Here is a 24622-nt window from a genome sequence, read left to right on the forward strand (position 1 = left end):
ATGCATTCCCCTCCAGCGGACAGTTCGGGCGGACCGAATGACCTCGTCGTCGAGATCATCGAGACACTGGAGACATGCGGGCTCGAAGACGACGGCTATCAACTCCACGATTACGTGGACATCGATGCGCTCGAACAGTTGCTTGCCTCATCCGATGGGGACATCGCCGTCCAGTTTACTGTCGAAGGGATTCCACTCGAGGTCTCACCGGACGGTGTCGACGTCATCGTCGAGGATGAGTCCGAGTGCGTCAACGAATAACGACAGCTTCGAGACGGCACTCGAGTACGTCGAAACAGGGAATGCTGATGGCGTTGGCTTCGTCTTTACTGACGATGATCCGATTGTTGGCGTGGATCTCGATGACTGCCGCGATCCTGAGACCGGGGACGTCGACGACGCGGCGCTGGACATCATTGAGCGACTCGACTCCTATACGGAGATTTCGCCATCCGGCACCGGCTACCACGTGCTCATCACCGGAGAGCTACCGGAGGGCCGAAACCGCCGCGGAAGTATCGAACTGTACGACACCGCGCGCTTTTTCACCGTTACTGGCAACCACGTTGAGGAGACTCCCACTCACGTTGCACGCCGACAGGACGCGCTCGTAGCGATTCACCGCGAGTACGTCCATGACACTGATAGCGATGTGAAGTCCGAATCCGGGTATCGTGGCACTACTGACGAGCAGTCAGCAACGAACGGTGGAGGCGGGGTTGACGTTGACCTCGAGGACGAGGAGATTCTCGAGAAGGCAACGAACGCGTCGAATGGGACGAAGTTCGAGCGACTCTGGAACGGGAACACGGTCGGATACGACAGCCAGTCGGAAGCCGACATGGCACTCTGCTATCTGCTGGCGTTCTGGACCGGCGGCGACCAAACACAGGTAGATCAGCTCTTTCGCCAGTCAGGGCTGCTCCGGGAGAAGTGGGATGAAGTCCACTACGCGGATGGGTCGACGTACGGGGAGAAGACCATCGAGCGGGCGATTGCGAACACCTCGGAGTTCTATGATCCCGACTCGGGCGACGAGTCCACGCAATCCCACGCCAGTTCGAGTACGTCGACTACCGATGCCGGACGTGACGAATCAGATCGTAGTCACGCGTATCTGGCCGAGAAAAATCGGCTGTTAACCGACCGTGTCGACGAACTCGAGGCCACGCTCGAACAGAAAAACGAGCGTATCGAGACACTCGAAGCAGAGATCGAGCGGCTCACGGAAGAACTCGCAGATCGTGACCGAGAGACAGACCGGACCCACGAAGAGCAAGCGGTCACTGCGAGCGAGAGCGATGATGAGTCCGAGACAGCGTCTGTTTGGGGGCGGACGAAACGGTTGTTCGGGAGTGGCTCCGAGTAACGGCGAGACCGCGACGTAGCGTTTATCCTCCCCGTGAGGGGTGACGGGATTTCGAACTGCCTGGAGCAACGTACGCATTCTGAGCGACAGCACCAGCGAGACCGTGGTATCGACCCTAGTACTCAATCACGAGGCGATTCGCGGTGGAGTTTGTCACCCCCAGAGGGGTGAGGGGGCGCAGTGAGCGCCCACTGAACTACCATGTCCTCAGAACACAAGCGACAGCAACCACAACTACGTAACGAGCAGACAGAGCAAGCAAGTGAAGCACCGTGGGGGGATCTCGAACTGACGGTTCCCAACGAGAGAAGTCAGCTCTCCATCGTCTCACTCGTCGAGTGCGCTCTTGTGGAACTCACCCACGAAGAGGTCGGTGCGGAGTACGTCTCCGCGAACGTGTGGGGAGCGAAGCGAACGCAATTTATCGCCGTCGACGACGTCGGGGAAACGTTCCAGAAACGCCACTACGACGAGCGACTCGGGTGGCACGAGTCGACGGTCAGCCGGCAGGCTGTTCGCGAGGAACTCATCACCCGACTCACGCGGTCATCATCGCTGGCATCGGATCGCAGTCACGACACCCCAGTCGACGGTGCGGATACGTTTAGCGTCAAACCAGCTCGAGCGCTCCGACGAAATTGAGCCCGTCAGGTTAACCAACAATCGCGCCAGCCTTCTGGAGTTGTTGGTTAATACGGTGTCCCGCTCAACTTTACCCAGCTGGTAGCCCATTCGCCGCGTTGATCGGGAAACTATTCCCTGAAGCAAGAACTATATCCATCGAGGCACAAGAACACGTATGGCCGATTCAGAATCCACGAATGGACCGCCGCCGTTTGAAGACGCCTTCAGCGGCGAGGATGTCGAACAGCGCATCTACGGAACCATCCTCCAGACCCGCGAGCCCGCCACCGCGAGCGCGATCACGGAGCGCGTCGACTGTGACCCGAAGACCGCCCGGAAGTACCTCGACTGGTTCGCAGACCTCGGCATCGTCACGCGCCACGACGGGCATCCGGCCACCTACGAACGCAACGACGCGTACTTCGAGTGGCGCCGCATCAACCAGCTCGCCGCAGACCACTCTGTCGAGGAACTACAGGTACGCGTTCGCGAGCTGACGACGCGAATCACCGACTACGAAGCGGTGTACGACGCCGGGACGCCGGCCGCGGTCGACGCCGTCGCCGTCGCGGAGGGGAGCGACGAGCGGACGATCGACGACGTGTACAGTGACCTCGGCGACTGGGAAACCGCTCGGGAAGAGCGCGAGCGCTATGAACGCGCCCGCCAGCAACGCACCGGTGCCGAGGGCGAACAGGCGTCCGGGTAGGACCAGCGATGGCACCGCCAGCTGGCGATGGGGGCAGCCCTGCCCCCATCGACCGTCCGATCCTCGAGTTTCTACAGACGCGTCTCCGAGCGACACAGCAAGTCGAACAGGCGACCATCACGGACGCGAGCGGCCATCTCGAACTGTACGTCCGGTTCGCGTCGCCGTACTATCCAGCGACCGTCGACGAGGCTACTCTTACCGTTCGCTGGTACACGAACGACGATTTCAAAATTCACTATCGGGAGATACATCCGGAGAGTACCTGGGAGTGCCGGTGGGACCAGCATCCGAACCCCCACAATACACGAGACCACTTTCATCCCCCACCGACCGCCCCGACGCCCGGCGACGATGCCTCATGGCCGACCGATCATCGTGATGTGCTGAGGCTCGTCCTTGACGAGGTCGAAGACCGAATCACCCAGTTATGGCACGAGTAGGCGGTCCGGCAATCGCGACCATTCGGTTTCGTCGAACAGCGTACGCCGCACGACGGTGCTCACCCATCTCGGTGACGGTGCGGCCATCCTCCCCGTGCATGAACCGACCTGTGGATTCGACTAGCTTTCACGGTCAGCGTGTCCGTCGGCATTCTCCGAGACCACCCCGTCTTGAAGCAGCACGCGCAGCCGCTGGCCATGTTCGAGGTGTTCTGGCGGGTTGTCGAGTCGAAGCAGGAGGGTGTCATCGCCAGCGTCGACAACACGAGCACCAATTCCTCGATCGGTCACTGCCGTTTCGATTCGCTCGAGCCGAGCGTCGATACTCGTGAGTGCCGTCTCGACATCCGGCTCATCGGTCGTCCCCGCCCACTCACCGGCCATCCCGTCGGCCCGCACACTTTCTGTCGCCGCCGTACTACCGTCGTCACCCTGCTGGTCGTCACTGGCGCCGTCCGGCGGCTGTCCCACGCGTCCGGTGGGGAGCCGATCACGAAGCCGCTCCAGGTCGAGGCCTTCCGCACCGAGATCGACGTCATCGACGCGCGTGACGTTCGGGAGTGGCATCTCTAGGTCCTCGACCGCGTCGCCGAGCTGCCGTCCACTTGTGTTCGTCCCGGCCTGCACGCGGCGGGTTGTTGATTCCGTCACCCACGGGGGCGGTGTCCAGCCCGACTCGTCCAGTAACGTATAGCAGGTCGTGTCGTCGGTCGCCCAGACGAAACTATCGTACTTGTCCTTGTACTGGTCCGCGGCCGCCCCCTGTTGATGGGTGATGACCACGTGAACTGGCGAGAGGCCCTCGACCACACCGTCGAGGGTTTCCGGAGTGGGGTGATTACTGAGCGAAAACTGGTAGGTCGTACACGCCGCACTCGTCACCGGGAAACTCCCGCCGTTGATGAGCTGGACGAGTGTTGCCCCGGGGTCGTCCGAAATTATTCCGAAGAGCCGTTCGGCGCTCCCGTCGACCGGCACCTCCGGTCCGGCAATCGTCACGCCGTCCGCCGCCAGTACATCCGTTGGGTCAGCAAATTCGGGTGTCGCTTCGACGTTCGGCACGGTATAGTCGAGGCGGTCGTAGAGTTTTGCGACGTGGCCCACAAGCGTGATCGGCAGCGTCTCGTCGCGGTGGTCGGCGAGATGCCCGAGGAGGTACGCTATCTGGAGCCCGGTCAGGCCACTGGCCGTCGCGAGAACCGTCGAGCCAGCCCGGACGCGTTCACAGATCGTGGCGACTGCGTCGGTGAGCGTCGGTTCATACGCCTCACTGGTTGCGGCCGTGAGCACGAGGACGTCGACGTCCACGGGCAGGTCGGGATCGAAGCCGGGATAGCCGGCAGCGCGACGGTTCGTGAAATCACCGGTGACGAGAATCGTTCGTCGTTCGTCGCCGTCAGTGACGTCGAAGAGGAAGCCCGCTGCGCCCGGCGTGTGTCCCGCCGGAACGGGATGCACACGGAGCCCTGGAACGACCTGCGTCCATTCTGCAATCGGTTCCAGTTGTTCGAGAACGCGGTCAGTGTTCGATAGCTCGTAGTGGTCCGCGCCAGCTGCGAAGACATCCTCGAGCATCTGAGCGGTATCAGTGGCGGCGTACACTGGTGCGGCGTGGTCGAGGGTCGTGCCGAGGGACTGGTAGTGATCGAGATGGGCGTGCGTCAAGCAGACCGCGGAGAGATACTCATTGGCGTCCTCGTCGAGGAGATCAGTAGTCGACACGTTCGCTCCAGCATCGACGAGCACGCAGACTGTTTGGTCGGCGAGCAATCCATCAACCCGGAGGAGCACGGATTCGCGCCCGGAATACGGGTTTGCGTGCAGGAGTCATCTGCCACGGCCCGTGGACGCTGGTCGAGGCCGACGTGGTCGAGGGTCGGACGCTGACTTCCTTCCCCAGTTTACAGACCGACATCCGCAACGCGGGCGGCGAGTGGGTCAACGAGGAAGTCGTCGTCGACGAGGGACTGGTGACCAGCCGCAAGCCCGACGACATCCCCGCCTTCTGTGATAAAATCATCGAGGAGTTCGAGGAAGGTCGCCACTAACGGCGCGGTAGCGCGAAAGGGTCCATCGCCACGTCCGGCGTTCGTGAACGAGATGTGAGATTCGTCTTTGCTGCTTCTGTCTGTCCAATTTCAGATGTTAGGGGAGTTTGGCCTCCAGTACGTCGACTTCTTCTATCTCCGGCGGTTCTGCGAACAGCTCGTCCGCGTTTTCCTCCAAGGCAGCAGCGATTTCGCCCGAGAGATGCGCTTCCCGACCGGATTCATCCGGAAAGGTGTCGAAGATGCCGAACGTCGAATCGTCCATGCGGAGCGCGAACCACGTGGTGGTGTCCGGTTCTTCCTCGGCCATCGGCAGTGCCGAACGGAGGAATTCCTCGACATCGGATTCTTTGCCGGACTGTGCTTGGAGTCGAACGAGGAGGGCGACGTTTGCGTCGGTCATACCCAGTCCGTAGGTAGGTGCGCAACTCACATAACTATTTATGCTAGACGCTCAGGTGCTGAGGAGTACTCGGGTGAAACGCAGAGCCTTACCCGCTGCTTCCTCCTTCCGATTCTTACGCCGCCTGAGTTACGTGATCTTCTTTCCGGGGCGGTAGCGGCTGTGTCGAGGACTCACCCAACACCTGCTCAAAGCTAAATGAGCCGTGGCGGTGAGCGAAGCTCTCCGCCGGCTCGCCGTTTGTGAACGTCGACATCGATTCACGCAGCGCCAACAACGATGTACGCGCGCGTGCCGCATGGCACCGCGCGTACGGGACTCCAAGGCCGTATTTCAGCCGCCAGTTCCCCCCTTCGATTGCATTCGTACTCACTGGCCCATTGAACTCTTCTTCGTCCTCGTCCCAGAACGATGGGTGCTCCTCACGGAGTGTCGCCACTATCTCCTCGTACGCAGTCTCGTACTCGTCTTCGAGATACTCCCGCAACTCCTCTAACTCGCCCGCCTCGTGCAGTTCGGACACGCGCTCGTCGCTGCGAGCGCGTGTCCGGAGCTTGTGGACGAGACACTTCACCCGATCCGGCAAGATGTCGTTGTAGCAGTCGTTGTCGTCGGTGAGCCAATAATCCACACCCAAGAGCGGGAAGACGAGCGCGAGCGCCAGCGCTCGCGCGAAGGCGGTGTTCCGACACTGGAGTCCGGCGAAACAACCCAGCTGAGTCAGATAGGAACATCCGACAGTGAACCCTTCCGGCCACTTCTTCGGGTTTTCTCCCTCCTGTTTCCGGCGCATATTTTCCTCGTAGAGGTCTTTCTTTGCGCCCTTCTTCGCCGGATAGGTCTCGTCGGCGACCCCGACGAGACCGTCGATGTCCTCGGCAGCGAGTTCGTCGGCGAACTCGGTTTTGAGTTCGTCAACGGTGCTGACACCGAACAACAGCGAGAGGAAGTTCATCGAGAGGATGCAGCCGGCAATCGTGACGCTGTGCTGCTCGGCGACTTCGTCGCCGAACAGCTCGGCATAGCGTTGGATCGTATCGCGGTCAACCTGGAGACCGTACTGATTCTGAAGAATCCGTTCGCACGCGTGGAACGGATTCTTCGCCGCATGGAACAGGCAGAGATCAACGACTGGTTTGGCGTATTCACAGTCCTCGTAGAACAGCTCCCCGATATCGCCATCGTAGGAATGTCTGCACTCGGAGCACTGATACCGCTGAATCTCGACAGTGATCTCGTCGAAGCCATCCTCGGTGATGAGGATGGCGAAGAGCCGATCCGTTCGGTAGCCGTTCTTCCAGACCGTGGTTTCACCGCACTTCGGACAGGGCCGCGGGTCTCCGACCCGCTGGCCCTGAAACCCGCGAAACCAACTCTGAAACGCATGAATTAGACCGAGTGGTACGAGGCTGTTCAGCGTCTTTTCTTCGGTTTCGTGCATGAGTAGTGGCCAGTAAGAGAGGGTGGTATTTCACTCCCGTTGCAGACACCACCCCAAGAGGGGCACGAGCGTATTCTATGACAGGGTGCGACGGAGTCACTCCGTAACCCTGAGCGGATTCTTCCTGCCGGTGTGACGCCGTCGTCCAGTTTTTCGAGCCCCCGAAGAGGGCGAAGGCTCGATAACGAGTCTTCAGACTGAGGTGAATTCCCGTGAGTCAACAACAACGTGTGAACGACGTCTCGATCGATGCGATTCCAGTCGATATCACGAACACACAATCCGGCGAGGTCGAGCCCGCCGAAGTTCCCGAGGAGATCCGGTCAATCACTCGTGGACTCGCAAGTGAGCAGCCGCCGACGAACCCGCTCGTCGTCTTGAAAGCGGCTCGCTGGTGGTACATCCACGGGAAGGGCGGGACTGATCCCGCGTTCCAGTGGGCCACCGAGTGGGCGCGACACCTCGCGACCGACACGCCCAGCGACGTGGAGCAGTTCGATGAGTTCCTCGAGTACCTCGTCGCGGTCGGCTTCGCTGACGAGAAAGCAGTCCTGCGGTGACCGCCGCCGCGAGTTTTTTGTGCGCCCCCAAGGGGTGCGGCGCGTCCTGAACTGACGCAATCGCCGTGAACTCGATTCGGTGAATATTATGGCTACGGCCAGTGACTCGTCGGTCTCGTTCGAGGAGACCGACGCCCGACACGACGAGATGCACAGTACCATCGAAGACTGGATCGACGACCTCGTTGCAGACGTCGAGGACGCGCAGTCCAGCTCAGAGTTCCAGGAGTGGCTTGATGTTCAATCCCGGTTCCACGACTATTCGCACCGGAATACACTCCTCATCAATCTCCAGTGCCCTGACGCGACGAAGGTCGCGGGGTACAACACCTGGCGGAATGAGTTCGACCGGCACGTCCAGGAGGGCGAGCAGGCGATCTGGATCTGGGCCCCGATCATCACCACGCAATGTCCTGAGTGCGAAAATTCGCCCAGCTACCACGAGCAAAGCGGCTGTGAGTACGACGAGACGGCGCCGGACGAGTGGTCGAAAGGGCTTGTCGGGTTCAAACCAACGGCTGTCTTCGACGTGTCCCAGACCGAGGGTGAGCCGCTTCCCGAGTTGGAGACAGAGGCGACTGGCGATGCCGACGACCTAGTACCCGCACTCGAGGATGCAGCCGCTGAGATCGACGTGACGGTCCGTATCGTCGACGCTGTCGACTGGGAGCATGGCGACGCCAAGGGCGTCTGCAAATACCGGAGTAAGCGTGATCTCCAACCAGTCGTTGAGGCGAAAGCCCGCACGAATCAGGCCGATCTCGCCGTGACGCTCATCCACGAGTTCGCTCACGCGCTCCTCCACGCAGACGTCACCGACGAGACCGAGCGGGCGAAACGCGAGGTCGAAGCCGAAGCCGTCGCGTACATCGTCGGTCGGTATTTCGATCTCGACACGAGCGGATCCGCATTCTACTTAGCCGCGTGGCAAGGTGATGAGCCGGACGTGATTCAGGATCGTCTCAGTCGGATCAGTTCGACGGCTCAGGAAATCATCGGAACGGTTACAGAGAGCTGAACGCGCGGTTCTCGCCTGTTAACCAACATCTGGACGCTAATACCGTTCTGCGTTGGTTAAGTTTTTAGCGCCCGCCGAGGGGCGGAGGCGCATTCCGGTCTCCACGAATCATGACTGACCAGTATGTAACCGCCGTCCTCGACGAGGCGGAACGAGTTGCAGACCAGCACGACCAGGTCGCCCGGTCGACGGACAATCCAGCGCACGAGTATCTCAGATACGCAATCCTTCGGTTGCTCGAAGGCGAGTCTGACGATGCACCAGCAGACGTGCCGCAGATCGACGGCGTGACCGTCGGGTACGGGGAGGACGAGGCAATGTTTGATAGTTGGAGCGCCGACGTCGAGTGGTGGGAGACGGTACCGGCGCAAGAAGCGTGTACTCGCTTCCGCGTGTTCTACCCCGACGAGCACGAGACCGTCCCGCGGGTGATCGTCGACGTGATGGGCGCCCTCGGCGCGTGGCGCGTCTGGACCGGCAGCGCTGCCGCCTGCGGCTCCTACGACCATCGCGAACGGCGCGAAATCCACTTCCTCTGGCCGGAAGGGCATCCGGTCGAAGAACTTCTTCCAGATCGCCTCCAGGGACCTGACGCCGCCGTTGCGCCGGATGGCGGACAAACAGGTGACGTGCGTGACCGGATGGTCGTCACGGAGCACTCAAGCCAGCAGGACGACCTCGAACCGCGAACCAGACGCGCCGTCGACGAAGAGATGGCCGTCTCGCTGCTCGAAAAGGGCGGCCGCTACGAGATTCACTCAGCGTCCGGGAATCGATACGAAGTGGATGTGATCAGCGAATCCTGTACCTGTCCAGACTGGACGCAACGAACGCCCGATGGTGGATGTAAACATATGCGCCGGGCGGATCACGAAATCAAGCAGGGACGTGTCCCGCGACCGGACGGTCGACTTCCCTCGGATTCCTGAGTGAATCCCGGCGATCTACTCCGCTGGACGGACTGTCTCACCATCTCGGGAGACCCGGTCGAACTCCTCGAGATACGTGACTCGCTCCACGACCTCCGCCGTATCGAGTTCGAGGTCGGCCGCCAATTCGTCAACCGTCTTTGGTTCATCGAGTATCTGGAGTACCTCGAGCCCGCGGTAGTACCGGGTCGTCAGCTCCTGGACGCGGTCCTCGATCGGCGTGGTCACCCCGTACCGCTCGTCGAGGTCGACCAGGGCCTCGTTCGCGAAGGTGGCGAACTGGTCGTCGCCGAGCCGGTCGATCTGCGCCTCGAGTTCGGCCCGGACGACGTCGTAGTTGAGTCCAGCCTGCACGAGCATATTCATATCCTCGATGTCGTCGTCGCGGCCTGCGATCAGTTTGAACAGGAAGATATCCTCGTTGTTGACTAGGCGGACCGTCAGTCGATCCGTGTCGAGGAACTGCTCGCTGCGCTCTTGCATCCCGTCGGTGAGCACGAGTTTGTTCGCGACCTGCTGGTTGAAGATATCGAGGCGACACCCATCGTCGTTCTCGACGCAACTCGTCGCCCCCAGCGCCCGATAATCTGGATCCAGCGACTGGACCTCCGCATACCCGAGGTCCATCAGGACGGCCCACAGCTGGCCGTACGCGTCGCCATCTGGGACGACCAGGTCGATATCTTTCGTCGCCCCCTTGAGGTCTCGTAACGACATCGCGCCACCACCGATCAGGTAGACCGTGAGCGGTTCAGATAGCCCGTCCCCGATGCGCTGGAATTCGTTCTCGATGTACTCGCGTCCGAATGTGGGTCTCATTGTGGTAGTGGCACCGCGTAGTCAGCCGCCAGCTCCTGGAACTCATCCCACTCCGGGAGCTGCTCGTCATCAACCTCCCCGTACGTCTCGAGGTAGCGCAGCAAGGCGTCGATTTCGTCTTCGAGACCATATTTCGCCGCCTGCTCTCGGAGGTCCTCCTCGTCGACGTCGACGTGGCTGAGCAGGAGGAGACAGTACGAGCGGTGGCGGCTGCCGTCGTCGATCAGTAGCGTGTGACAGCAAAGTTCCGCCGGCGAGACTGCGTCGAGATCCTCGGAGTGGAAGTAGTAGCGATGGCCGGTGAGCAGGAATTGGAGGTCGAAGGCCGCGAACCGAGCGAGGCCGGTTTCGTGGAACGCCTCTGCGTCGATTTCCGTCTCGGTCTGGGCGAGGAATTCGTCGTAGTCCTCCCAGAGAATCGTGCCCTTCGGGGCGACGGCTTCGAGGCGCTGGCGATGTAGATGGTGTGCGAGTTCACGGGTGAACTCGTGGAGGCGGTCGAAATCGGCGTTGAACTCGTAGCGGCCGTCGGCCGTCCCGACGAGCCCACGGTCGCGAAACCGCTTGAGGACCCGGTTGACCGTGTTGCGGTAGTTGTCGCTCCGGTCGGCGATCTCGGAGACGGTTCGCGGCTGGTCGAGGTAGTACAGCACTTCGAGTGCCTTGCCCGTCAGCAGTTCGGGGAAGTCGATGTGGGAGTGCTGACGAACGAGGTCCTGATAGAGCTCGACGGCACGAGCGTCTGACGGGATGACTCGTTTTCGCCGGCCGTCGCGTTCCGTGTAGACGAGTCCCTTCTCGACGAGGTCGGCGACGGCACGAGAGAGGTAACTCTCGCTGTGGTCGAGCTTCGTCGCGAGTTCGGAGATCGTGTCGCCACGGTCGACCGTGGCGAGGACCTCGAGTTCGATGCGCCGGAGCACGGTGTAACAGAATACGAAACTTGTATATAAAGAAGTTTCGAGTAGTGTTACAGTCAGCAGGCACGAGAGCCGTCTCCATCGTCTTAACCAACAAAACTATGAATTCGTGGGCCGTGTTGGTTAACACGAGAGTAGCCGATGTCCTACGAACCCCCGACCCCACCAGCCAACCTCCCGACGGAGATCGTCAACACGCTCAACGAGTCGGACCCGGAGCAGCTCCGAGACGTTGCGACGTACGCTGAAGCGCTCGCCGAGCACAAGGAACGAGAGGCCCGTCTCGAGGAGTCGGCAGATCAAGAAGAGGTCGAAGAGCGACCGGACGATCTCCCGGACGACGTCCCTGCCAAAGCGACGATCACGATCAAGGAAATCAACGACAATCGCTACTACTACTGGCAGTGGCGAGAGGGAGAGAAGATTCGTTCTCAGTACAAGGGTCCGGTCAACCCGGACGAGTAAAACTCGATGATGGAGGACACCCACCCCACGTTTCCGTCGTAACTGGATGTTGGTGGAGGGGGTGACGCTGATTTCGAAGGGACCACACCCCCCGCGTTTCCGTCGTTTCTCCACGACGGCGTAGGGAGAGACTACGATAGTGCTATGCAGCCACTAATTCTGTTGACCTATAGTAGTTGTTAGAAGTAATTGCTCACATTTGGGAGCGACAGTTGGTCGAGAGCGGTATCGATCGCGGTGGTCAGTTGCTCAAGCGAGTCGAAGAATCGGTTGCTCAGAGCGTCTTGGAGTTGTCGCCAGCACTCTTCGACAGGATTGAGTTCCGGCGAATACGCCGGCAACGTCACGAAGGCGAGGTCGTCACGGGCCGCTAGGTCCGTGACGGCCGACGCCTGGAAATACGGCGCTCCGTCCAGCACGACGATCAAATCCTCTTCGAATTCTTCGCATAACGCGAGAATGAAATGTTTCGCGTGATCGGCGGTGACGTATTCGGTAAATCGGGAGAAAAAGCAGTCACCATCTTCGGTGATCGCGCCGAGCAGACACGTCCAGTCGCGTTGACCGGAAAGTTCGACGCTCGGCCGCGTGCCGCGCGGAAACCACGCGGCACGCGGCTCGACCTGGACCGATTTCTTCGTCTGATCGATGCAGACTATTTGGGCGTCCATCTCCGCTCGCTTTTTTTGATCTCGTCGTGGAACTCCTCTTGGTCGGATTCCTCGGCTTCGGCGGCGGTACGACGAGGTTTTTGATAACTCAATCCAGCTTCTTTCAGCAACCGCCGACAACTCGGATAGGAGTACTCGACGCCGTAGGTGTCTTCAAGAAACTCCTGGACGAGCGCCGGCGTCCACGCCGGCGCGTCGATCCCGACTTCTTCGGGCGGTTGGTGAACGGCTTGTTCGAATTCATTTTGCTGTGATTCTGAGAGCTTTCGTTTTCTCCCGGATCGATGAGCATCAGAGACGGCTTGCTCAAGCGGTTCGTCCGTATCAAGTCGCATCAGCCAGCTGTAGATCGTTCTTCGACCGGTGTCGTGCCACTCTGCAAGTTCGGTCTGCGTCACGCCGTTCTTGTACGCGATCGCCGCTAACAACCGTTGTGTCGGCTTATTTCCCTCAACGTTGTCGAGGGCGTCTTGGAGCTCTTCGACGGAGATCTCGTCGAGATGGTCCATTGATCACAGTAACCATCTCTGAGCAGAAAGTTCTAACGGTTACTATAGAACCAATCTAGAGATGAACTAACTTCTGCAACACATAGATTAAAGTGGTATAGCTGAGAAAAGCTCATTAAGTTTACTTCGACCAAAGAGGGGGCGAAGTACTTCGCCCCCTCAGATGAAACGATCCTTTCCAGCTGCTTCTGTAGACGGCCAGTATTGGACGGCTAGGCCGCTCTCGTCTTTGGTATCTCGTCGTGGATGTTTTCTTCGAGTCCCCACCCCACCTATTCGGTGATTACGACGGAAACGTGGGGTGTGTGGGTTCGGGATTCGACATCGAGGCGACGCTTCCGTCTACGGGTTTCCTATCTCACGTCGGAAACGCGGCTATATTGTCAACAATCCAATTCCACCGAATTACGGCATTTTCCCGCTGATATCGGACAAGGAACGTCGGAAACGTGGGGTGGCGTTCTCCACTAGATTTATACTCCCCCCGCTCACACCGTGTGATATTCAATGACGCCCGACTCTTCACCCAGTTCTGTCGACGATCCACTCTTTGAATCCGGGCATCGCATCTTCGCGAACAAGGATCTCCTGAAAATCGGCCACGTTCCGGAGGCTGACCGGATCGTCGGTCGCGACGAGGAAATCTCGAAGCTCGCGAAACGTCTCAACGGTGCTGTCCACGGGTACTCCCCGGAGAACGTGATGATCTACGGGAAAACGGGGACCGGGAAATCTCTCGTTTCAAAACACGTCTGTCAACGAGCTCAAAATGCCGCTCAGGATGGCGTCAAGATTGGAACAGCGTATATCGACTGTGCTGAAGACAACACGGAGACTCAGGCGATCTCCTCACTTGCCGCGAAGCTGAACGATGAATCTTCGACTGGAATCTCCGTCCCACATACCGGCCTCAGTACGTCGAAATACTACAAACTCCTCTGGAAGACGCTCGACGCTCAATTCGATTCTGTGATCATCATCCTCGACGAGATCGATCTGATGAACGACGACAGCGTGCTGATGAAGCTCTCGCGCGCTGAGGAGGCGGGGAAAATCGACTGTAGCGTCGGCGTCATCGCGATCAGCAACAAGATCCAGTACGTCGACAACGTGAACGAGCGCGTGAAAAGCAGCTTCCAGCACAAGGAGCTGTTCTTCAAGCCATACGACGCCAACCAGCTCCGGGAGATCATGTTCAACCGTGAGGACGCCTTCCAGGACGGCGTCCTTTCCGAGGACGTGATTCCGCTCTCGGCGGCCTTCGCCGCGCAGGAACACGGCGACGCTCGGAAGGCGATCGACATTCTTCGCCACGCCGGCGAGGTCGCCTACGAGGCCGGAGCAGAGCAAGTGACGGAGGAACACGTCCGCCAGGCACAGCAACACGCCGAAAAGGACCGGTTCAGAGAACTCGTGAACGGCGCACCCACGCAGGCGAAAGCGGCGTTGCTGGCGCTCACGGAACTGAGTGTCAACAGCAATGACGATGCGTTCCTCACGAGCCGGGTGTACGACCAGTACGAACGCATCTGCAACCATCTCGATATGGATATCCTCTCAGTCCGTCGGTTCCGCGACATCCTGAAAGAGCAAGCCTTCCTCGGGGTTGTCGAAATCGAGAAGATCAACAAGGGGAGTGCGGGCGGCATCCACCTCCAGAACCGACTCATCGAAGATCCCCAGGTCGTCCGCGAAACGATCCTCGAGGACAGCCGGATGCAGGACTGGACTCGCGAGTAGTAACCCCCTACTACTGAATGGGTGCGGACGACGGAAATCCGGGGTGGGGCGTGAGGAAACGACGGAAACGAGGGGGGTCGAAAATTACGTCGGAAACGTGGGGTTGGATCGAAACGACGGAAACGAGGGGTGGGGTCCACTACGACAGTTCGTTGGTGGCTCCGAACGAACTCAAAACGGCGTCCCTCTCACCGGAGAGCTCCCGGCGAATGTCGGAGCGGTCCCATCCGAGCGGTGAAAGCACGCTCTCAATCGCTCGAACCAGCTGCGTCTCGTAGTACGAGGCGTCGTAGGTCTTGATCTCCTCGTGGACGAGGGCGACCCGGTCTCGCGAGGATTTCTCGTCGTCGACGACCACGTACTCGATATCCTGACCCGGGTGGACTGCCAGGTCCTGCTCGCGGGCTCGCTTCAAGGCGGCCACGTTCTGGGTATTCTGTGAGTAGCCCTCCAGGGGCTTCGAGACACGGTTCCGTTCGACGAGCCGCTCCACCGCCACGTTGCCTGCCTGCAGTTCGTCGATTGCTCGTTCGAGCCGGCCGAGCACCGCGTCCGGTGACCGCGTGGCATCGAGCTGGTCGAGACAGTCCCGCTGGACGTCCTCGATGAACGGCGGGGTTGAACGCTGCCGGGCTTCGATGCCTCTGACCTTGAAGTCGTCGTCGCCGGCGACCTTCCCAAAGTACTTCGTTAGCGCGCCGGCGTCGCTCTCGCGCTGCGGGACGAACGCCACCCAGTCGTAGTGGGCTTCGTGTTCGAGCCGGATTTCGACCTCTTCCGTGATTGCCGTCGCGAGCGTCTCGAGGTCCTCACGGTCATCGTCGTCGACGTCGGGGTCCGGCGTCACCCAGATGGAGTCGACGATGCCGTGGACGACGCGCCAGCCGCCCGCTTCCAGCCGCTGTTTCGCCGTCAGCAGAATCTCACGAGCGAATGCATTAATCGCCTCGTGGCACTCGATGCGGCCGAACTTCGCGTTGCTGAACCCTTGATAGCCGAAGCAGGCGACGAGGATCCACTTTAGCGCTCCCGACCGCCCTTCGAGTTCAGCCAGGCGGTCCTCGTCGGGATCGTCCCGTTCCTTCTCACGACGGATGGCCGCCTTGATCTCGTCGCGTGCGTTGATGATTGGCTGTAGCACATCGACGAGGTAGCCCCGGTCGTCGCAGATCGAGTATTCGAGCCCGGGGACGTCGTCGCGGTCGCCGTGGCAGTCACACCGGATGACGTCCGGTGAGACGTTCCGGGTACAGATGATGTTCGGGTACAACGAGGAGAAGTCGAGTTCGTGGACGTTCTCGTGAAGGCCGACCTCGGGGGCAAAGATGAACCCGCCGCGGTCGGCGTCGTGGAGCGTCCCCATCGGCTTGTAGAACTCGTGGCGCCAGGAGTTCCACGGGACGAGGACGCCGCGGTCGTGGGCCTCACAGATTTGAATCGCGGTGAGGACGTTCCCGATCGACGCCCACGCGAGCTCCTGGACGGGCTTTTTCGAGCGCGACACGAGGTCGATGACGCCCTCGAGGTTCGTCTCCCCGTAGAAGAACGTGTTCGACTCGTCGATGATCGCCCGTCCGGGCACGTTGTACCGCGCCGGTGAGTGACCGACGCGACCGTAGCTCGAGTACGTCGACCGGCTCGCGAGCTGCTGGTAGTCGACGTCCGGCCACCGACTCAGCGAGAAGTCGTCGATGCCGGCGTCCGTCGCCATCTCGTGGAGGGTCGGGACGATTTCGCTCGTCGAGCAGACCAGGACATCTGGATCGTGTGCGTCGAGCGCCCCCTGGACGGCGGGCAGGAGATCCGTCGGCGAGCCGATGACGGTGTCGCCGGCGACGGACAGCTCCCCATAGACGTCGTTGCTCGTTTCGGTCACCGGAACGCTGAGCCGGAGCGTCGACAGCTCGCTCGCCGGCGTCGGATCGGCGCCGGTCTCCAGACAGTACCGAAACTCTCGCGAGAAGTCGACATTGAAACAGGTGAGATCCCCGACTGGATAGGCCGACAGCTGGCGTGCCTGCCGGGCGAGTGGGGTGACACGGTCGATGTGGGCAACGTCGACCGCAAGAACGGCCTCCTCGTCTCGTCGAAAGCCCGGCCGTCGCGCAACCATCTCGGTCGCGACGACATCCGGGTGCTGGTCGTACACCGACTGGAGGGTCGTGAGGTCGAGGTCGGACGCTGGGTCGCGAGCGGCGACGTAGAAGCGCGGCGAGTAGTCTTCGTGCTCGGTCGCGACGGCGCCGTCGGCGGTTGTCTCCCACTCCAGGACACGGCCGTCGTCCAGGAAGCCAATACTGAATGACATTTTGGATCATTCTCTACCAAACTTCATGAGTCGCCGGTCAATAGGCGGTGGCGTGTCATTTCCAGAATTCAGAAAATTTGCTCATGAACGCGCAACAGACCCTATGCCGTCTGTTTCTCCGTTTTGTACCTTTCCGGAATGCGTTCCCAAATCCGTGTCTGCTTTCTAATATGAGATACCGCTAACCCAGTCTGCTAATTTATTCAAAACCTGACAAAGGATGTTGAATACAGAGGAGGACTATCTGTGTCCACCATCTTCCGATGAATCAGACGTTAGAGTGGGTTCCAGTACTTTCCGAAAACTTACTGGGCACTCATCAGAAAACCATATTTAATGCGGAAACGCCGATGGATCGTTCTCAAACTGACAGGCCTGCTCAAACCTGTCTATCGCCGGCTAGGATTCTTCCCATATCGAGGTTCCATATTACTGCAGAGAAACACCGAGACGAAACCGTGGGCCAGCAGAGAGGAACTAAAACAGACCATCTACGGCCTCTATGAGCGACGATATACATCAGCCACAGCGCTTCTACTGTTGATTGGTACATTTCTTCTCACTGCCGCAGTGAATATCTCCCCGTTCGCCACCCCCAGCTGGTTTGCTGTCAGCACTGTGTGGCAAACCCATGCAACGATAATCGGGCTCAGCTTCGTCGTTCTAGTCTTTCTCCTTGAGATAGTTTCACGAAGCCGCCTTGTTGAGGGTGCGTTAGAACAGTTCCTGCGGAAATCGATGGTGCTACCGATCCTCGTTTACTCACTTCTTGGGAGCCTGATTATCGGTATTTTGGTCCTGTATCCGGGTCTCCGAACAGATTGGATTAATCTGCTCTATTGAATCCACGGAGGGCGTAGGGATCACTTCTTGATGGCTTGTTCGAGGTTATAGACAGCGGCGGTGAGCACTAGTTCACGGAACTGGCGGTACCAGGCGCTCGGCCCGACAGCGGACCCGTATCGGCGTTTGATGGCCGAGAATGCGCTCTCGGCCATCCAGCGCTGCCCGTAGAGTTCGCTGTCCAACCGCGCGTTGTGGGCATGGTCGTAGTGCGCGAACAGCCGGTGTTTGATCAGCGGTCGGACACCCTCTGAACGAAGGGTGTCCCGCAGTGATTGGTCGTCGTAGCCTTTGTCCCCGGCGAGACTCTCAATTTCGTCGGTGTTGCGCAGCGCTACCCGACGGCCCACCTGTGTATCGTGAGGCCAGTGTGCCGAGCAGTGGAGGTCGAGGACGGCACACGACTCCGTATCGACCAGGGCCGTCGTTTTCAGCGTTCGTATGTGGCGATCCGAGCGATCGACGTAGTGACTGGATGCCGCTTCGCGGTCGAAAAACGTGGCATCCAGGGCACCGTGCTCGCCCGGATCGCATCTGGCCGCCGACCGGGCGAGCAGTTGGCGCCAGACACGAGTTGGCACCCGCTGGAACGACCGCCATAGCGTCGAGGGTGCCGGGAATTCGGTTCTGGCCAACTGCAAGACGGCGCGAACGCGATCCATCTCGCTGGCCCAATCGACGATTTCTTCGAAGGCTGCGTCCATGTGAATTCGCAAAAAATGCAGCGTGAGATGCTTCCAGCCGGCAAATCCATTGCCAGCCGGGTCACTCACCACCGCCGTGGGGCTGGCAGCACAGCGCTTTTGAGCGAGCGACGCCGCTTGCTTAACGAAGCGGAAGAGGATCTTAGGCACATTTCCTCTCTCCGCTTCGCTTCCACCTTCAGAGCGACGCTATCCGCTCGCCGTCTGCGGGTTCAATAGAGCAGATTAATCCGAATCTACCTGCTATATTTTTCACCGTCACTATTCTTGGCGTAATGTTTGTCTATTGGAAAGTTGTTACACTGGTGCTGACCGACGAGACCGACCAGGAAGCATACAGCATATTGAAAAACAACATCACCCAGAAAATCCATCAAGATGTCACGATATATGAATACGACCAGATCCTAGAAAATGAACTACCTGAGGGCGTTGAAATACAGAAAACACTGTATCCATACTATGGTGGTGGAAAGGATTCTCTGACAGCTGAGGACCTTGATCTGGATGGAGTAGTCGCAGACATACACACCCCGACTTTGGCCTATGGCGTCTCTGAACTCATACGCATCGGTGAAATCCATCAAGAAGACAGTGACGAACCAGATGAAGAGACGGATCACCCCGTCGAGATCCGCGTCAAAATCGGGGATCAGCTACAGGAGTTCTCATCAATCCTTCACATTGATTCAGACTTCTTCCAGAAGGAGAGGCCTTGTTTAGACGCTTGATTTCACGGTTGTGAGTGGCTGACGCTCAGTTCGATGTTTCTGACAGCACATTTCAGAACGAGTTCTCGGAACTGTCCGAACCACGTTCGAGCGCGAACGACCTCGCCGTATTTGCGGCGAAGCGCGAAAAACGTGGATTCGGCGTTCGAGCGTTGATGGTACGTTGTATCATCGAGCAAGACATTGTTGGCGATGCCGTGCCAGCCGAATTCGCGGTGCTTAATCACCGGTTTAACGCCTTCAGCCCGTAATCTTTGGCGAAGCAGCCACCAGTCGTAGCCTTTGTCGGCAGTAAGAATGTTCAGTTTGTCGAGATTCCGTTTGACCATCTGCCAGCCGATCTTGGAATCATGCGGTTGTTTCATCGAGCAATGTATATCTAGGATCGCACCAGTTTTGCAATCACTGAGAAGCGTCGTTTTCACCGCCTCGAACGTGTAATTCGTCCGTTTTGCGTAGTGCTGGCTGGCAGCTATCCGATCCATGCCAGTTGCGTCAATGGCCTGAATATCGCCGAGATCGTGCAACTCCGCCGACAACCGCAACAAGACGCGCCAGATCCGCATTTCGAGATCCTGCTTTCGCGTACACACGGTCGTAAAATCAGGCAGATCAGACACCGCTAGGTCGAGTTTTTCGACAATCCCGTGCATCTCATGCAGCACGTCCAGCAGCCGCCGATACGTGTGATCTAAGTACTCGCGGAGGCCGTGAATCGCCACGATCACCCAGTCTGCGTAGCCGCCGTCGCCGTCTTCGTATGCTGGGTCGGGCTCGCCGACGACGGCTTTTTGCGCAAGCGAAACAACCCGATCAGTGAAGCGGGCGAGTTTGCTGGACACAAACCCGTCTTCCCGCTTCACTTCCTAGTAAGTTAGACATTTAGCCGCTCTTACTAGCGCCTAAACACGGCCATCTCAGGTGAGATCGATCTGCAACTCGATGGGGAGTCTCATATTGTACAGTCGGGAGATGTCGTCCAGTTCGACGGGACGCGTGAAGTAGCGCCAGCAGCACAGGCCGATAGTACTGCATTGATCGTTCTCGCCAAAAAGAGTGATTAACAGCGTTTCGGTCCAATTCGTCGACTCGTTGCGATGACCATCCTTATCGGCTAGCTGAACGAACGTTGCTCTATGTACGACCAGATTCTACTCGCCACGGATGGCACGATTGCATCGAAGAACGCGGAATCCCATGCGATCGAACTCGCCGAGATGCACGATGCTACCCTTCATGCGCTTTTCGTCGTCGACGAGAGCATCTACACGGCATACAGTGGAGATGAGTACGTCGACGAGGCAGAGGGACCCGAACATGGGCTCGAAGAACGCGGACAGGAGGCAATCGAGGAGGTCCGAAGGAGTGCGGAAGACAGTGAGGTCGAGATGATCGCGGCAGTAAAACACGGACATCCCGTCGAAACGATACTCGAGTATGGGGATCGACAGGATATCGATATGGTCGTCCTCGGGACGAAACACCGGCCAGCGGAATACCGCGCGCTACTCGGAAGTGTAACCGAACGCGTGCTTCGGCTAACCACCCGACCGACAGTCGTCGTGAAAACGGAAGTCGATGAATAAACGAATTCTGTATGTACTTTGATAAAACTACAATTCCTGAGTCTTGGGAGGATATCATAGAAACATTCTACTCACAGTGATTACTCAACTCAAATTATGTGGTTCAAACTGACGGAGCCGCTGTTTGTCAGACTGCCTCGACGGCCTTGATGAGTTCATCGTAGTCTGGTTCGTTCGTCGGATCTTCAGCTACCCACCTGTAGGCCACAGTCCGATCTTCGTCAAGGACGATCACAGCCCGGTTGGCGACACCGTACAGGCCTAAGTCTGGGATGTCGATTGAAAGGTCGTATTCCGGAATCGCTTCGCCCCCCATATCACTGACGAGGTCGAACTCGAGATCGTACTCGTCTGCGAACGCTCCAAGAGAGAATGATGAATCGGCGCTGATGCCGAAGAGTGTCGCTCCCGCATCTTGAAGTTCATCGAGACGTTCTTGGAGGGCTACCATCTCGTTCGAACACGGAGGTGTAAACGCCCCGGGGAAGAACGCTAATACGGTAGGACCCTCTCCAAGATGCTCGACAAGTTCGAATGTCTCATGTTCGCTTCCTCGGTACGTCGCTGTGAAATTCGGCGCAGTATCTCCTGTTGAAACCATAGCAGATCTATTTAAATGCGGAAGCGCCCTAAACCCTTGGCCGAACGGTTTCAAGAACTCAAACCGAACCCATATCCAAACCCCAGATTGTGCACCATAAGAGCAATGATACAGCCTTTCGGCTCTGTTGAAATCCTCAAAGAGTTACATGTTCGCTGTGTAATTTGACGAGATGAAGGCCCTCCCGAAGTCGCAGATTCTCCGTTTTACTGAGAAGGCGATTCATCTGGCGCGTCGAGCGGTCTCTCGATACTCCTCTAAATTCTCTAAACACCGTTATACACTTCCCCAACACGTTGTTCTGCTGTGTCTCAAAGTTCGGAAGAACACGACCTATCGTGGCCTGCTTGACGAATTAATCGAGATGCCACGTATCCGTCGTGTTCTTGGGCTAGCTGAGCTTCCTACGCCATCAACGCTCTGTAAGGCGTTCAACCGACTTGATATGGCCGTATGGCGTATCATATTGATTCTCTCAACGACGCTACTTCCGACGAGCGGAGTTGTTGGCGTTGATGCGTCAGGGTTTGACCGCAGTCACGCTTCGAAACACTACACAAAACGCGCTGAACTTACGATTCAGCAGCTCAAAGTGACGTTGCTGGTCGATGCGAAGGTAAACGCGATTCTCGATTTACACGTGACGACGACTCGGAAACACGATAGCCAGATCGCTCCGTCGTTGATCAAGCGCAACCCCGAGGATATTGACATTCTGCTCGGTGACAAGGGCTACGACGACCAGAAAATCAGGCGACTTACCCGGCAACACGAGGTTCGGCCACTGATTAAGTACCGTGAGTTCACGTCACTCCATAAGGCATGGAACGCACGCTTAGACACTGATCTCTACGGCCAGCGGAGTCAATCAGAGACAGTTAACTCAACTCTCAAGCGGAAGTACGGTGCGTTTGTCCGGTCACGACGCTGGTGGAAGCAGTTCCGTGAACTCACCATCGCCTGTCTCAGTCACAACATCGACCGATCACTCTGAACGGTCAATACAGGAACTGCACGTATCACAGGGGTCGGATTCTCGTGGCCTTAGTCGGCGTTCAGTTCTTTGACTACGCTCGCGGGGTTGCCCTGTACGACCACCTCGTCGGGAACGTCCTCAGTCACGACTGCACCGGACGCGATGACACTGTCATCTCCAACAGTTACGCCAGGATTGACGACCGCCTGTCCACCGATCCAGACGTTGTCACCGATCGTGACCGGTTTCGCGTACTCCGGCCCTTTGATTCGTTCGGCGGCATCGAGCGGATGAGTCGCGGTGTAGATGTGGACACCGGGTGCGATCATACAGTTACCGCCGATTTCCACTCGTGCCGCGTCCAAAACGACGCAGTCGAAGTTCGCATAGAAGTTCTCCCCTAGCTGGATATTGTAGCCGTAGTCACAGCGAAATGGCGGTTCTATCTGACACTCGGCACCGACTGAGCCGAGGAGGTCTTCGAGTACTTCTCGTCGGGCAGTCTGTTCGTCAGGTCTGGTGTCATTGTATCGCCGCGTGAGCTCCCGTGCACGGTTCCGGTCGGCCACAAGCTCGGGGTCGGTCGGGTCGTATAGCTCTCCGTCCACCATCTTCTCCTTCTCTCTACACATGCCTGCTACTGCGAAGCCGTCTCAATAGAACCCTTCGAGTCTGCTAAAGGTCGTTCAGTTCACATCTCTCATCGATCTGCTGTTTCAAATGGGAACCTATCTGAAGAAAAGTATTTCAACAGAGCCAGCCTTTCTAAAACAGCTCCTCATCTAGAAATCCGACTCGTTGGCGAGCCCGCTTTCGCTCAGCATCGGTCAATCTGTACGCTGGTAACTCATCCACGAGTGACCCCAACTGCCTTCGTCGTTCTTGGTGACGTTCGAGAAAATCAGCTATGTTCTCTGCCGCGATATCCTTGAGTTCACCACTCAACAGCGATCCATCACGATATTCCTGGGCGAGTCGTTCCAGCCGTTCGTCGTCCGCTTCGAAGAAATACGAAAGAAACTGGAACGACGTGTCTCTCTCGGGATCTCCACCCAGGTCTCTGTGCTCGTCGATGGTCGATTGACCACCGGAATACGCGTGGGCCCGAATCTTCTCGAACACGGCCTCTCTGTCGTCGGAGAGGAGAATACTGGGCGCGTCGTCCGAAGAGCTCATCTTGCCTGGCCCTGCGAGGCTCGGAAGGAATTTCGAGAGCAACGCGCTCGGTTTATCGACGTCGTATCGCTGTTTGTCCGCAATGTCCCGACAGATGCGGATATGGGGGTCTTGATCGATTGCGATCGGGACGAGCGTCGGATGACGGCCCTCGATGAGTTGCGGCAGGAGGAGGTGTGTCGCCTGCACTGCGGGATAGAATGACAGACCAATATTCGCAGGTTCTCCGTACGTTGCCTCGATAGTCGATTGGGTCACCGCCTTTGCAAATGCGGTTGCGAGGGGATACACCACGTCTCCATCCGCTGTATCCACGATGATACGCGTCCGATCTGGATCAAATCCTACTGCGAGCAGATCGAGTAAGTTCTCACGAGTGTGAGCGCCGATTACTTCGAGAGGGCCGTGTTTAGACGCAAGTAAGAGCGGCTAAATGTCTAACTTACTAGGGAGTGAAGCGGGAAGACGGGTTTGTGACCAGCAAACTCGCCCGCTTCACTGATCGGGTTGTTTCGCTAGCTCAAAAAGCCGTCGTCGGCGAGCCAGATCCAGCGTTCGAAGAAGGCGAAAATGGGTACGCAGACTGGGTGATCGTGGCAGTTCACGGTCTCCGCGAGTATCTTGATCACACGTATCGACGGTTGGTAGACGTGCTCCACGAGATGCATGGAATTGTCGGTCAACTCGACCTAGCGGTGGCTGATCTGCCTGATTTTACGACCGTGTGTACGCGCAAACAGGACCTCGAAATGCGGATCTGGCGCGTCCTGCTGTGGCTGTCTGCGGAGTTGCACGATCTTGGCGATGTTCAGGCGATCGACGCAACCGGCATGGATCGGATAGCTGCCAGCCAACACTACGCAAAACTGACGAATTATACGTTCGAAGTGGTGAAAACGACGCTCCTCAGTGATTACAAGACCAGTTCGATCCTTGATATACATTGTTCGATGAAACAACCGTATGATTCCAAGATCGGCTGGCAGATGGTCAAACGGAATCTCTCGCCGGTAGAATTAAGCAACGAGC

Annotated in this window: 24 protein-coding genes and 4 pseudogenes; 16 read left to right on the forward strand and 12 right to left on the reverse strand. The window is 58.3% G+C overall.

Annotated elements, in window-relative coordinates; translation table 11 throughout:
* The 5 genes and pseudogenes from HZS55_RS14345 (at window position 1) to HZS55_RS14365 (ending at window position 3145) form a co-directional block, all read left to right on the forward strand.
* A complete protein-coding gene (locus tag HZS55_RS14345) occupies window positions 1–261 on the forward strand; it encodes a HalOD1 output domain-containing protein (protein WP_179908299.1) in 261 nt (86 codons plus the stop codon).
* A gap of 4 nt (window positions 262–265) precedes the next feature.
* Window positions 266–1369: pseudogene (locus HZS55_RS14350) on the forward strand (phage NrS-1 polymerase family protein); the annotation flags it as partial.
* Window positions 1370–1717: 348 nt separating this feature from the next.
* The gene (locus HZS55_RS14355; RefSeq protein WP_218927225.1) at window positions 1718–2011 is read left to right on the forward strand and encodes a hypothetical protein; all 294 of its coding nucleotides are present in this window, start codon (window positions 1718–1720) and stop codon (window positions 2009–2011) included.
* Window positions 2012–2168: 157 nt separating this feature from the next.
* Window positions 2169–2702 carry a DUF7342 family protein gene (locus tag HZS55_RS14360; RefSeq protein WP_179908301.1) on the forward strand — a complete coding sequence of 178 codons (534 nt, stop codon included), beginning with the start codon at window positions 2169–2171 and terminating at the stop codon, window positions 2700–2702.
* Between the two features lie 8 nt (window positions 2703–2710).
* On the forward strand, window positions 2711–3145 hold the full coding sequence (locus tag HZS55_RS14365; protein ID WP_179908302.1) for a hypothetical protein: 435 nt from the start codon (window positions 2711–2713) through the stop codon (window positions 3143–3145).
* Window positions 3146–3265: 120 nt separating this feature from the next.
* Here HZS55_RS14365 and HZS55_RS14370 read toward each other — a convergent pair whose 3' ends face one another.
* Entirely contained in the window at window positions 3266–4936 is a 1671-nt protein-coding gene (locus tag HZS55_RS14370; RefSeq protein ID WP_246308267.1) for an MBL fold metallo-hydrolase, read from the reverse strand.
* Window positions 4937–4956: 20 nt separating this feature from the next.
* On the opposite strand from HZS55_RS14370, the pseudogene HZS55_RS14375 reads away from it, so the two are divergent.
* Window positions 4957–5193: pseudogene (locus HZS55_RS14375) on the forward strand (DJ-1/PfpI family protein); the annotation flags it as partial.
* 97 nt (window positions 5194–5290) lie between these two features.
* Here HZS55_RS14375 and HZS55_RS14380 read toward each other — a convergent pair.
* Together HZS55_RS14380 and HZS55_RS14385 are read right to left on the reverse strand one after the other, a co-directional pair.
* Window positions 5291–5596: a putative quinol monooxygenase gene (locus tag HZS55_RS14380; protein WP_004054295.1), complete on the reverse strand. Its 306-nt coding sequence runs from the start codon at window positions 5594–5596 to the stop codon at window positions 5291–5293.
* Window positions 5597–5711: 115 nt separating this feature from the next.
* Window positions 5712–7037, reverse strand: a complete 1326-nt coding sequence (locus HZS55_RS14385) for a hypothetical protein (protein ID WP_049987710.1) — start codon at window positions 7035–7037, stop codon at window positions 5712–5714.
* A gap of 212 nt (window positions 7038–7249) precedes the next feature.
* Between HZS55_RS14385 and HZS55_RS14390 the strand changes: the two genes are divergently transcribed.
* The 3 genes from HZS55_RS14390 (at window position 7250) to HZS55_RS14400 (ending at window position 9544) form a co-directional block, all read left to right on the forward strand.
* Window positions 7250–7597 (forward strand): hypothetical protein, encoded by a 348-nt coding sequence (locus HZS55_RS14390; RefSeq protein ID WP_049987709.1) that lies wholly within the window; start codon window positions 7250–7252, stop codon window positions 7595–7597.
* 88 nt (window positions 7598–7685) lie between these two features.
* Window positions 7686–8615: a M78 family metallopeptidase domain-containing protein gene (locus tag HZS55_RS14395; protein WP_049987708.1), complete on the forward strand. Its 930-nt coding sequence runs from the start codon at window positions 7686–7688 to the stop codon at window positions 8613–8615.
* 110 nt (window positions 8616–8725) lie between these two features.
* Window positions 8726–9544 carry a hypothetical protein gene (locus HZS55_RS14400; RefSeq protein ID WP_115864276.1) on the forward strand — a complete coding sequence of 273 codons (819 nt, stop codon included), beginning with the start codon at window positions 8726–8728 and terminating at the stop codon, window positions 9542–9544.
* A gap of 15 nt (window positions 9545–9559) precedes the next feature.
* Here HZS55_RS14400 and HZS55_RS14405 read toward each other — a convergent pair whose 3' ends face one another.
* Together HZS55_RS14405 and HZS55_RS14410 are read right to left on the reverse strand one after the other, a co-directional pair.
* The gene (locus tag HZS55_RS14405) at window positions 9560–10363 is read right to left on the reverse strand and encodes a DUF6036 family nucleotidyltransferase (protein ID WP_179908303.1); all 804 of its coding nucleotides are present in this window, start codon (window positions 10361–10363) and stop codon (window positions 9560–9562) included.
* Window positions 10360–11286 (reverse strand): helix-turn-helix transcriptional regulator, encoded by a 927-nt coding sequence (locus HZS55_RS14410; RefSeq protein WP_179908304.1) that lies wholly within the window; start codon window positions 11284–11286, stop codon window positions 10360–10362. Before HZS55_RS14410 ends, HZS55_RS14405 begins: the two co-directional genes overlap by 4 nt.
* 138 nt (window positions 11287–11424) lie before the next feature.
* On the opposite strand from HZS55_RS14410, the gene HZS55_RS14415 reads away from it, so the two are divergent.
* Window positions 11425–11748 (forward strand): hypothetical protein, encoded by a 324-nt coding sequence (locus tag HZS55_RS14415; protein ID WP_092893735.1) that lies wholly within the window; start codon window positions 11425–11427, stop codon window positions 11746–11748.
* Window positions 11749–11927: 179 nt separating this feature from the next.
* On the opposite strand, the gene HZS55_RS14420 is transcribed toward HZS55_RS14415, so the two are convergent.
* A protein-coding gene (locus tag HZS55_RS14420) for an IS630 family transposase (RefSeq protein ID WP_179908206.1) occupies window positions 11928–12928 on the reverse strand; the annotation gives its coding sequence in 2 pieces (ribosomal slippage) (window positions 11928–12436 and window positions 12436–12928; 1002 coding nt in all).
* A gap of 507 nt (window positions 12929–13435) precedes the next feature.
* On the opposite strand from HZS55_RS14420, the gene orc4 reads away from it, so the two are divergent.
* Window positions 13436–14668, forward strand: coding sequence for a DNA replication protein Orc4 (orc4, locus tag HZS55_RS14425; protein ID WP_179908305.1), 1233 nt, complete (start codon window positions 13436–13438; stop codon window positions 14666–14668).
* 139 nt (window positions 14669–14807) lie between these two features.
* Here the strand turns inward: orc4 and HZS55_RS14430 are convergent, their stop codons facing one another.
* Complete coding sequence (locus HZS55_RS14430) at window positions 14808–16976, reverse strand: type B DNA-directed DNA polymerase (protein ID WP_179908306.1); 2169 nt, start codon at window positions 16974–16976, stop codon at window positions 14808–14810.
* A gap of 336 nt (window positions 16977–17312) precedes the next feature.
* On the opposite strand from HZS55_RS14430, the gene HZS55_RS14435 reads away from it, so the two are divergent.
* Complete coding sequence (locus HZS55_RS14435) at window positions 17313–17819, forward strand: hypothetical protein (RefSeq protein ID WP_179908307.1); 507 nt, start codon at window positions 17313–17315, stop codon at window positions 17817–17819.
* Between the two features lie 20 nt (window positions 17820–17839).
* Here HZS55_RS14435 and HZS55_RS14440 read toward each other — a convergent pair whose 3' ends face one another.
* On the reverse strand, window positions 17840–18673 hold the full coding sequence (locus HZS55_RS14440; protein WP_179908308.1) for an IS5 family transposase: 834 nt from the start codon (window positions 18671–18673) through the stop codon (window positions 17840–17842).
* A 155-nt stretch (window positions 18674–18828) separates the two neighbouring features.
* Between HZS55_RS14440 and HZS55_RS14445 the strand changes: the two genes are divergently transcribed.
* Window positions 18829–19254: a hypothetical protein gene (locus tag HZS55_RS14445; protein WP_179908309.1), complete on the forward strand. Its 426-nt coding sequence runs from the start codon at window positions 18829–18831 to the stop codon at window positions 19252–19254.
* A 2-nt stretch (window positions 19255–19256) separates the two neighbouring features.
* Here the strand turns inward: HZS55_RS14445 and HZS55_RS14450 are convergent, their stop codons facing one another.
* On the reverse strand, window positions 19257–20117 hold the full coding sequence (locus tag HZS55_RS14450; protein WP_179908310.1) for an IS5 family transposase: 861 nt from the start codon (window positions 20115–20117) through the stop codon (window positions 19257–19259).
* Window positions 20118–20390: 273 nt separating this feature from the next.
* Between HZS55_RS14450 and HZS55_RS14455 the strand changes: the two genes are divergently transcribed.
* Entirely contained in the window at window positions 20391–20840 is a 450-nt protein-coding gene (locus HZS55_RS14455) for a universal stress protein (protein WP_006825256.1), read from the forward strand.
* Between the two features lie 127 nt (window positions 20841–20967).
* Here HZS55_RS14455 and HZS55_RS14460 read toward each other — a convergent pair whose 3' ends face one another.
* Complete coding sequence (locus HZS55_RS14460; RefSeq protein WP_049915093.1) at window positions 20968–21441, reverse strand: redoxin domain-containing protein; 474 nt, start codon at window positions 21439–21441, stop codon at window positions 20968–20970.
* A 172-nt stretch (window positions 21442–21613) separates the two neighbouring features.
* On the opposite strand from HZS55_RS14460, the gene HZS55_RS14465 reads away from it, so the two are divergent.
* Window positions 21614–22435, forward strand: coding sequence for an IS5 family transposase (locus tag HZS55_RS14465; protein WP_006825258.1), 822 nt, complete (start codon window positions 21614–21616; stop codon window positions 22433–22435).
* Between the two features lie 50 nt (window positions 22436–22485).
* On the opposite strand, the gene HZS55_RS14470 is transcribed toward HZS55_RS14465, so the two are convergent.
* Together HZS55_RS14470 and HZS55_RS14475 are read right to left on the reverse strand one after the other, a co-directional pair.
* Window positions 22486–23049, reverse strand: a complete 564-nt coding sequence (locus tag HZS55_RS14470) for a maltose acetyltransferase domain-containing protein (protein WP_006825259.1) — start codon at window positions 23047–23049, stop codon at window positions 22486–22488.
* 133 nt (window positions 23050–23182) lie between these two features.
* Window positions 23183–23977: pseudogene (locus tag HZS55_RS14475) on the reverse strand (tryptophan--tRNA ligase); the annotation flags it as partial.
* 68 nt (window positions 23978–24045) lie between these two features.
* On the opposite strand from HZS55_RS14475, the pseudogene HZS55_RS14480 reads away from it, so the two are divergent.
* A pseudogene (locus HZS55_RS14480) lies at window positions 24046–24612 on the forward strand (IS5/IS1182 family transposase); the annotation flags it as partial.
* Window positions 24613–24622: the final 10 nt, after the last annotated feature.

Source organism: Halosimplex rubrum (assembly GCF_013415885.1).
Lineage (GTDB): Archaea > Halobacteriota > Halobacteria > Halobacteriales > Haloarculaceae > Halosimplex > Halosimplex rubrum.

What these genes read in the sequence shown, in the direction of transcription:
- HZS55_RS14415 (WP_092893735.1), top strand. Translation starts at nt 11,425, where the DNA reads ATGTCCTACGAACCCCCGACCCCACCAGCCAACCTCCCGACGGAGATC.
- HZS55_RS14385 (WP_049987710.1), bottom strand. Translation starts at nt 7,037, where the DNA reads ATGCACGAAACCGAAGAAAAGACGCTGAACAGCCTCGTACCACTCGGT.
- HZS55_RS14395 (WP_049987708.1), top strand. Translation starts at nt 7,686, where the DNA reads ATGGCTACGGCCAGTGACTCGTCGGTCTCGTTCGAGGAGACCGACGCC.
- HZS55_RS14430 (WP_179908306.1), bottom strand. Translation starts at nt 16,976, where the DNA reads ATGTCATTCAGTATTGGCTTCCTGGACGACGGCCGTGTCCTGGAGTGG.
- HZS55_RS14400 (WP_115864276.1), top strand. Translation starts at nt 8,726, where the DNA reads ATGACTGACCAGTATGTAACCGCCGTCCTCGACGAGGCGGAACGAGTT.
- HZS55_RS14360 (WP_179908301.1), top strand. Translation starts at nt 2,169, where the DNA reads ATGGCCGATTCAGAATCCACGAATGGACCGCCGCCGTTTGAAGACGCC.
- HZS55_RS14405 (WP_179908303.1), bottom strand. Translation starts at nt 10,363, where the DNA reads ATGAGACCCACATTCGGACGCGAGTACATCGAGAACGAATTCCAGCGC.
- HZS55_RS14435 (WP_179908307.1), top strand. Translation starts at nt 17,313, where the DNA reads ATGCGGAAACGCCGATGGATCGTTCTCAAACTGACAGGCCTGCTCAAA.
- orc4 (WP_179908305.1), top strand. Translation starts at nt 13,436, where the DNA reads ATGACGCCCGACTCTTCACCCAGTTCTGTCGACGATCCACTCTTTGAA.
- HZS55_RS14470 (WP_006825259.1), bottom strand. Translation starts at nt 23,049, where the DNA reads ATGTGTAGAGAGAAGGAGAAGATGGTGGACGGAGAGCTATACGACCCG.
- HZS55_RS14460 (WP_049915093.1), bottom strand. Translation starts at nt 21,441, where the DNA reads ATGGTTTCAACAGGAGATACTGCGCCGAATTTCACAGCGACGTACCGA.
- HZS55_RS14455 (WP_006825256.1), top strand. Translation starts at nt 20,391, where the DNA reads ATGTACGACCAGATTCTACTCGCCACGGATGGCACGATTGCATCGAAG.
- HZS55_RS14365 (WP_179908302.1), top strand. Translation starts at nt 2,711, where the DNA reads ATGGCACCGCCAGCTGGCGATGGGGGCAGCCCTGCCCCCATCGACCGT.
- HZS55_RS14380 (WP_004054295.1), bottom strand. Translation starts at nt 5,596, where the DNA reads ATGACCGACGCAAACGTCGCCCTCCTCGTTCGACTCCAAGCACAGTCC.
- HZS55_RS14345 (WP_179908299.1), top strand. Translation starts at nt 1, where the DNA reads ATGCATTCCCCTCCAGCGGACAGTTCGGGCGGACCGAATGACCTCGTC.
- HZS55_RS14465 (WP_006825258.1), top strand. Translation starts at nt 21,614, where the DNA reads ATGAAGGCCCTCCCGAAGTCGCAGATTCTCCGTTTTACTGAGAAGGCG.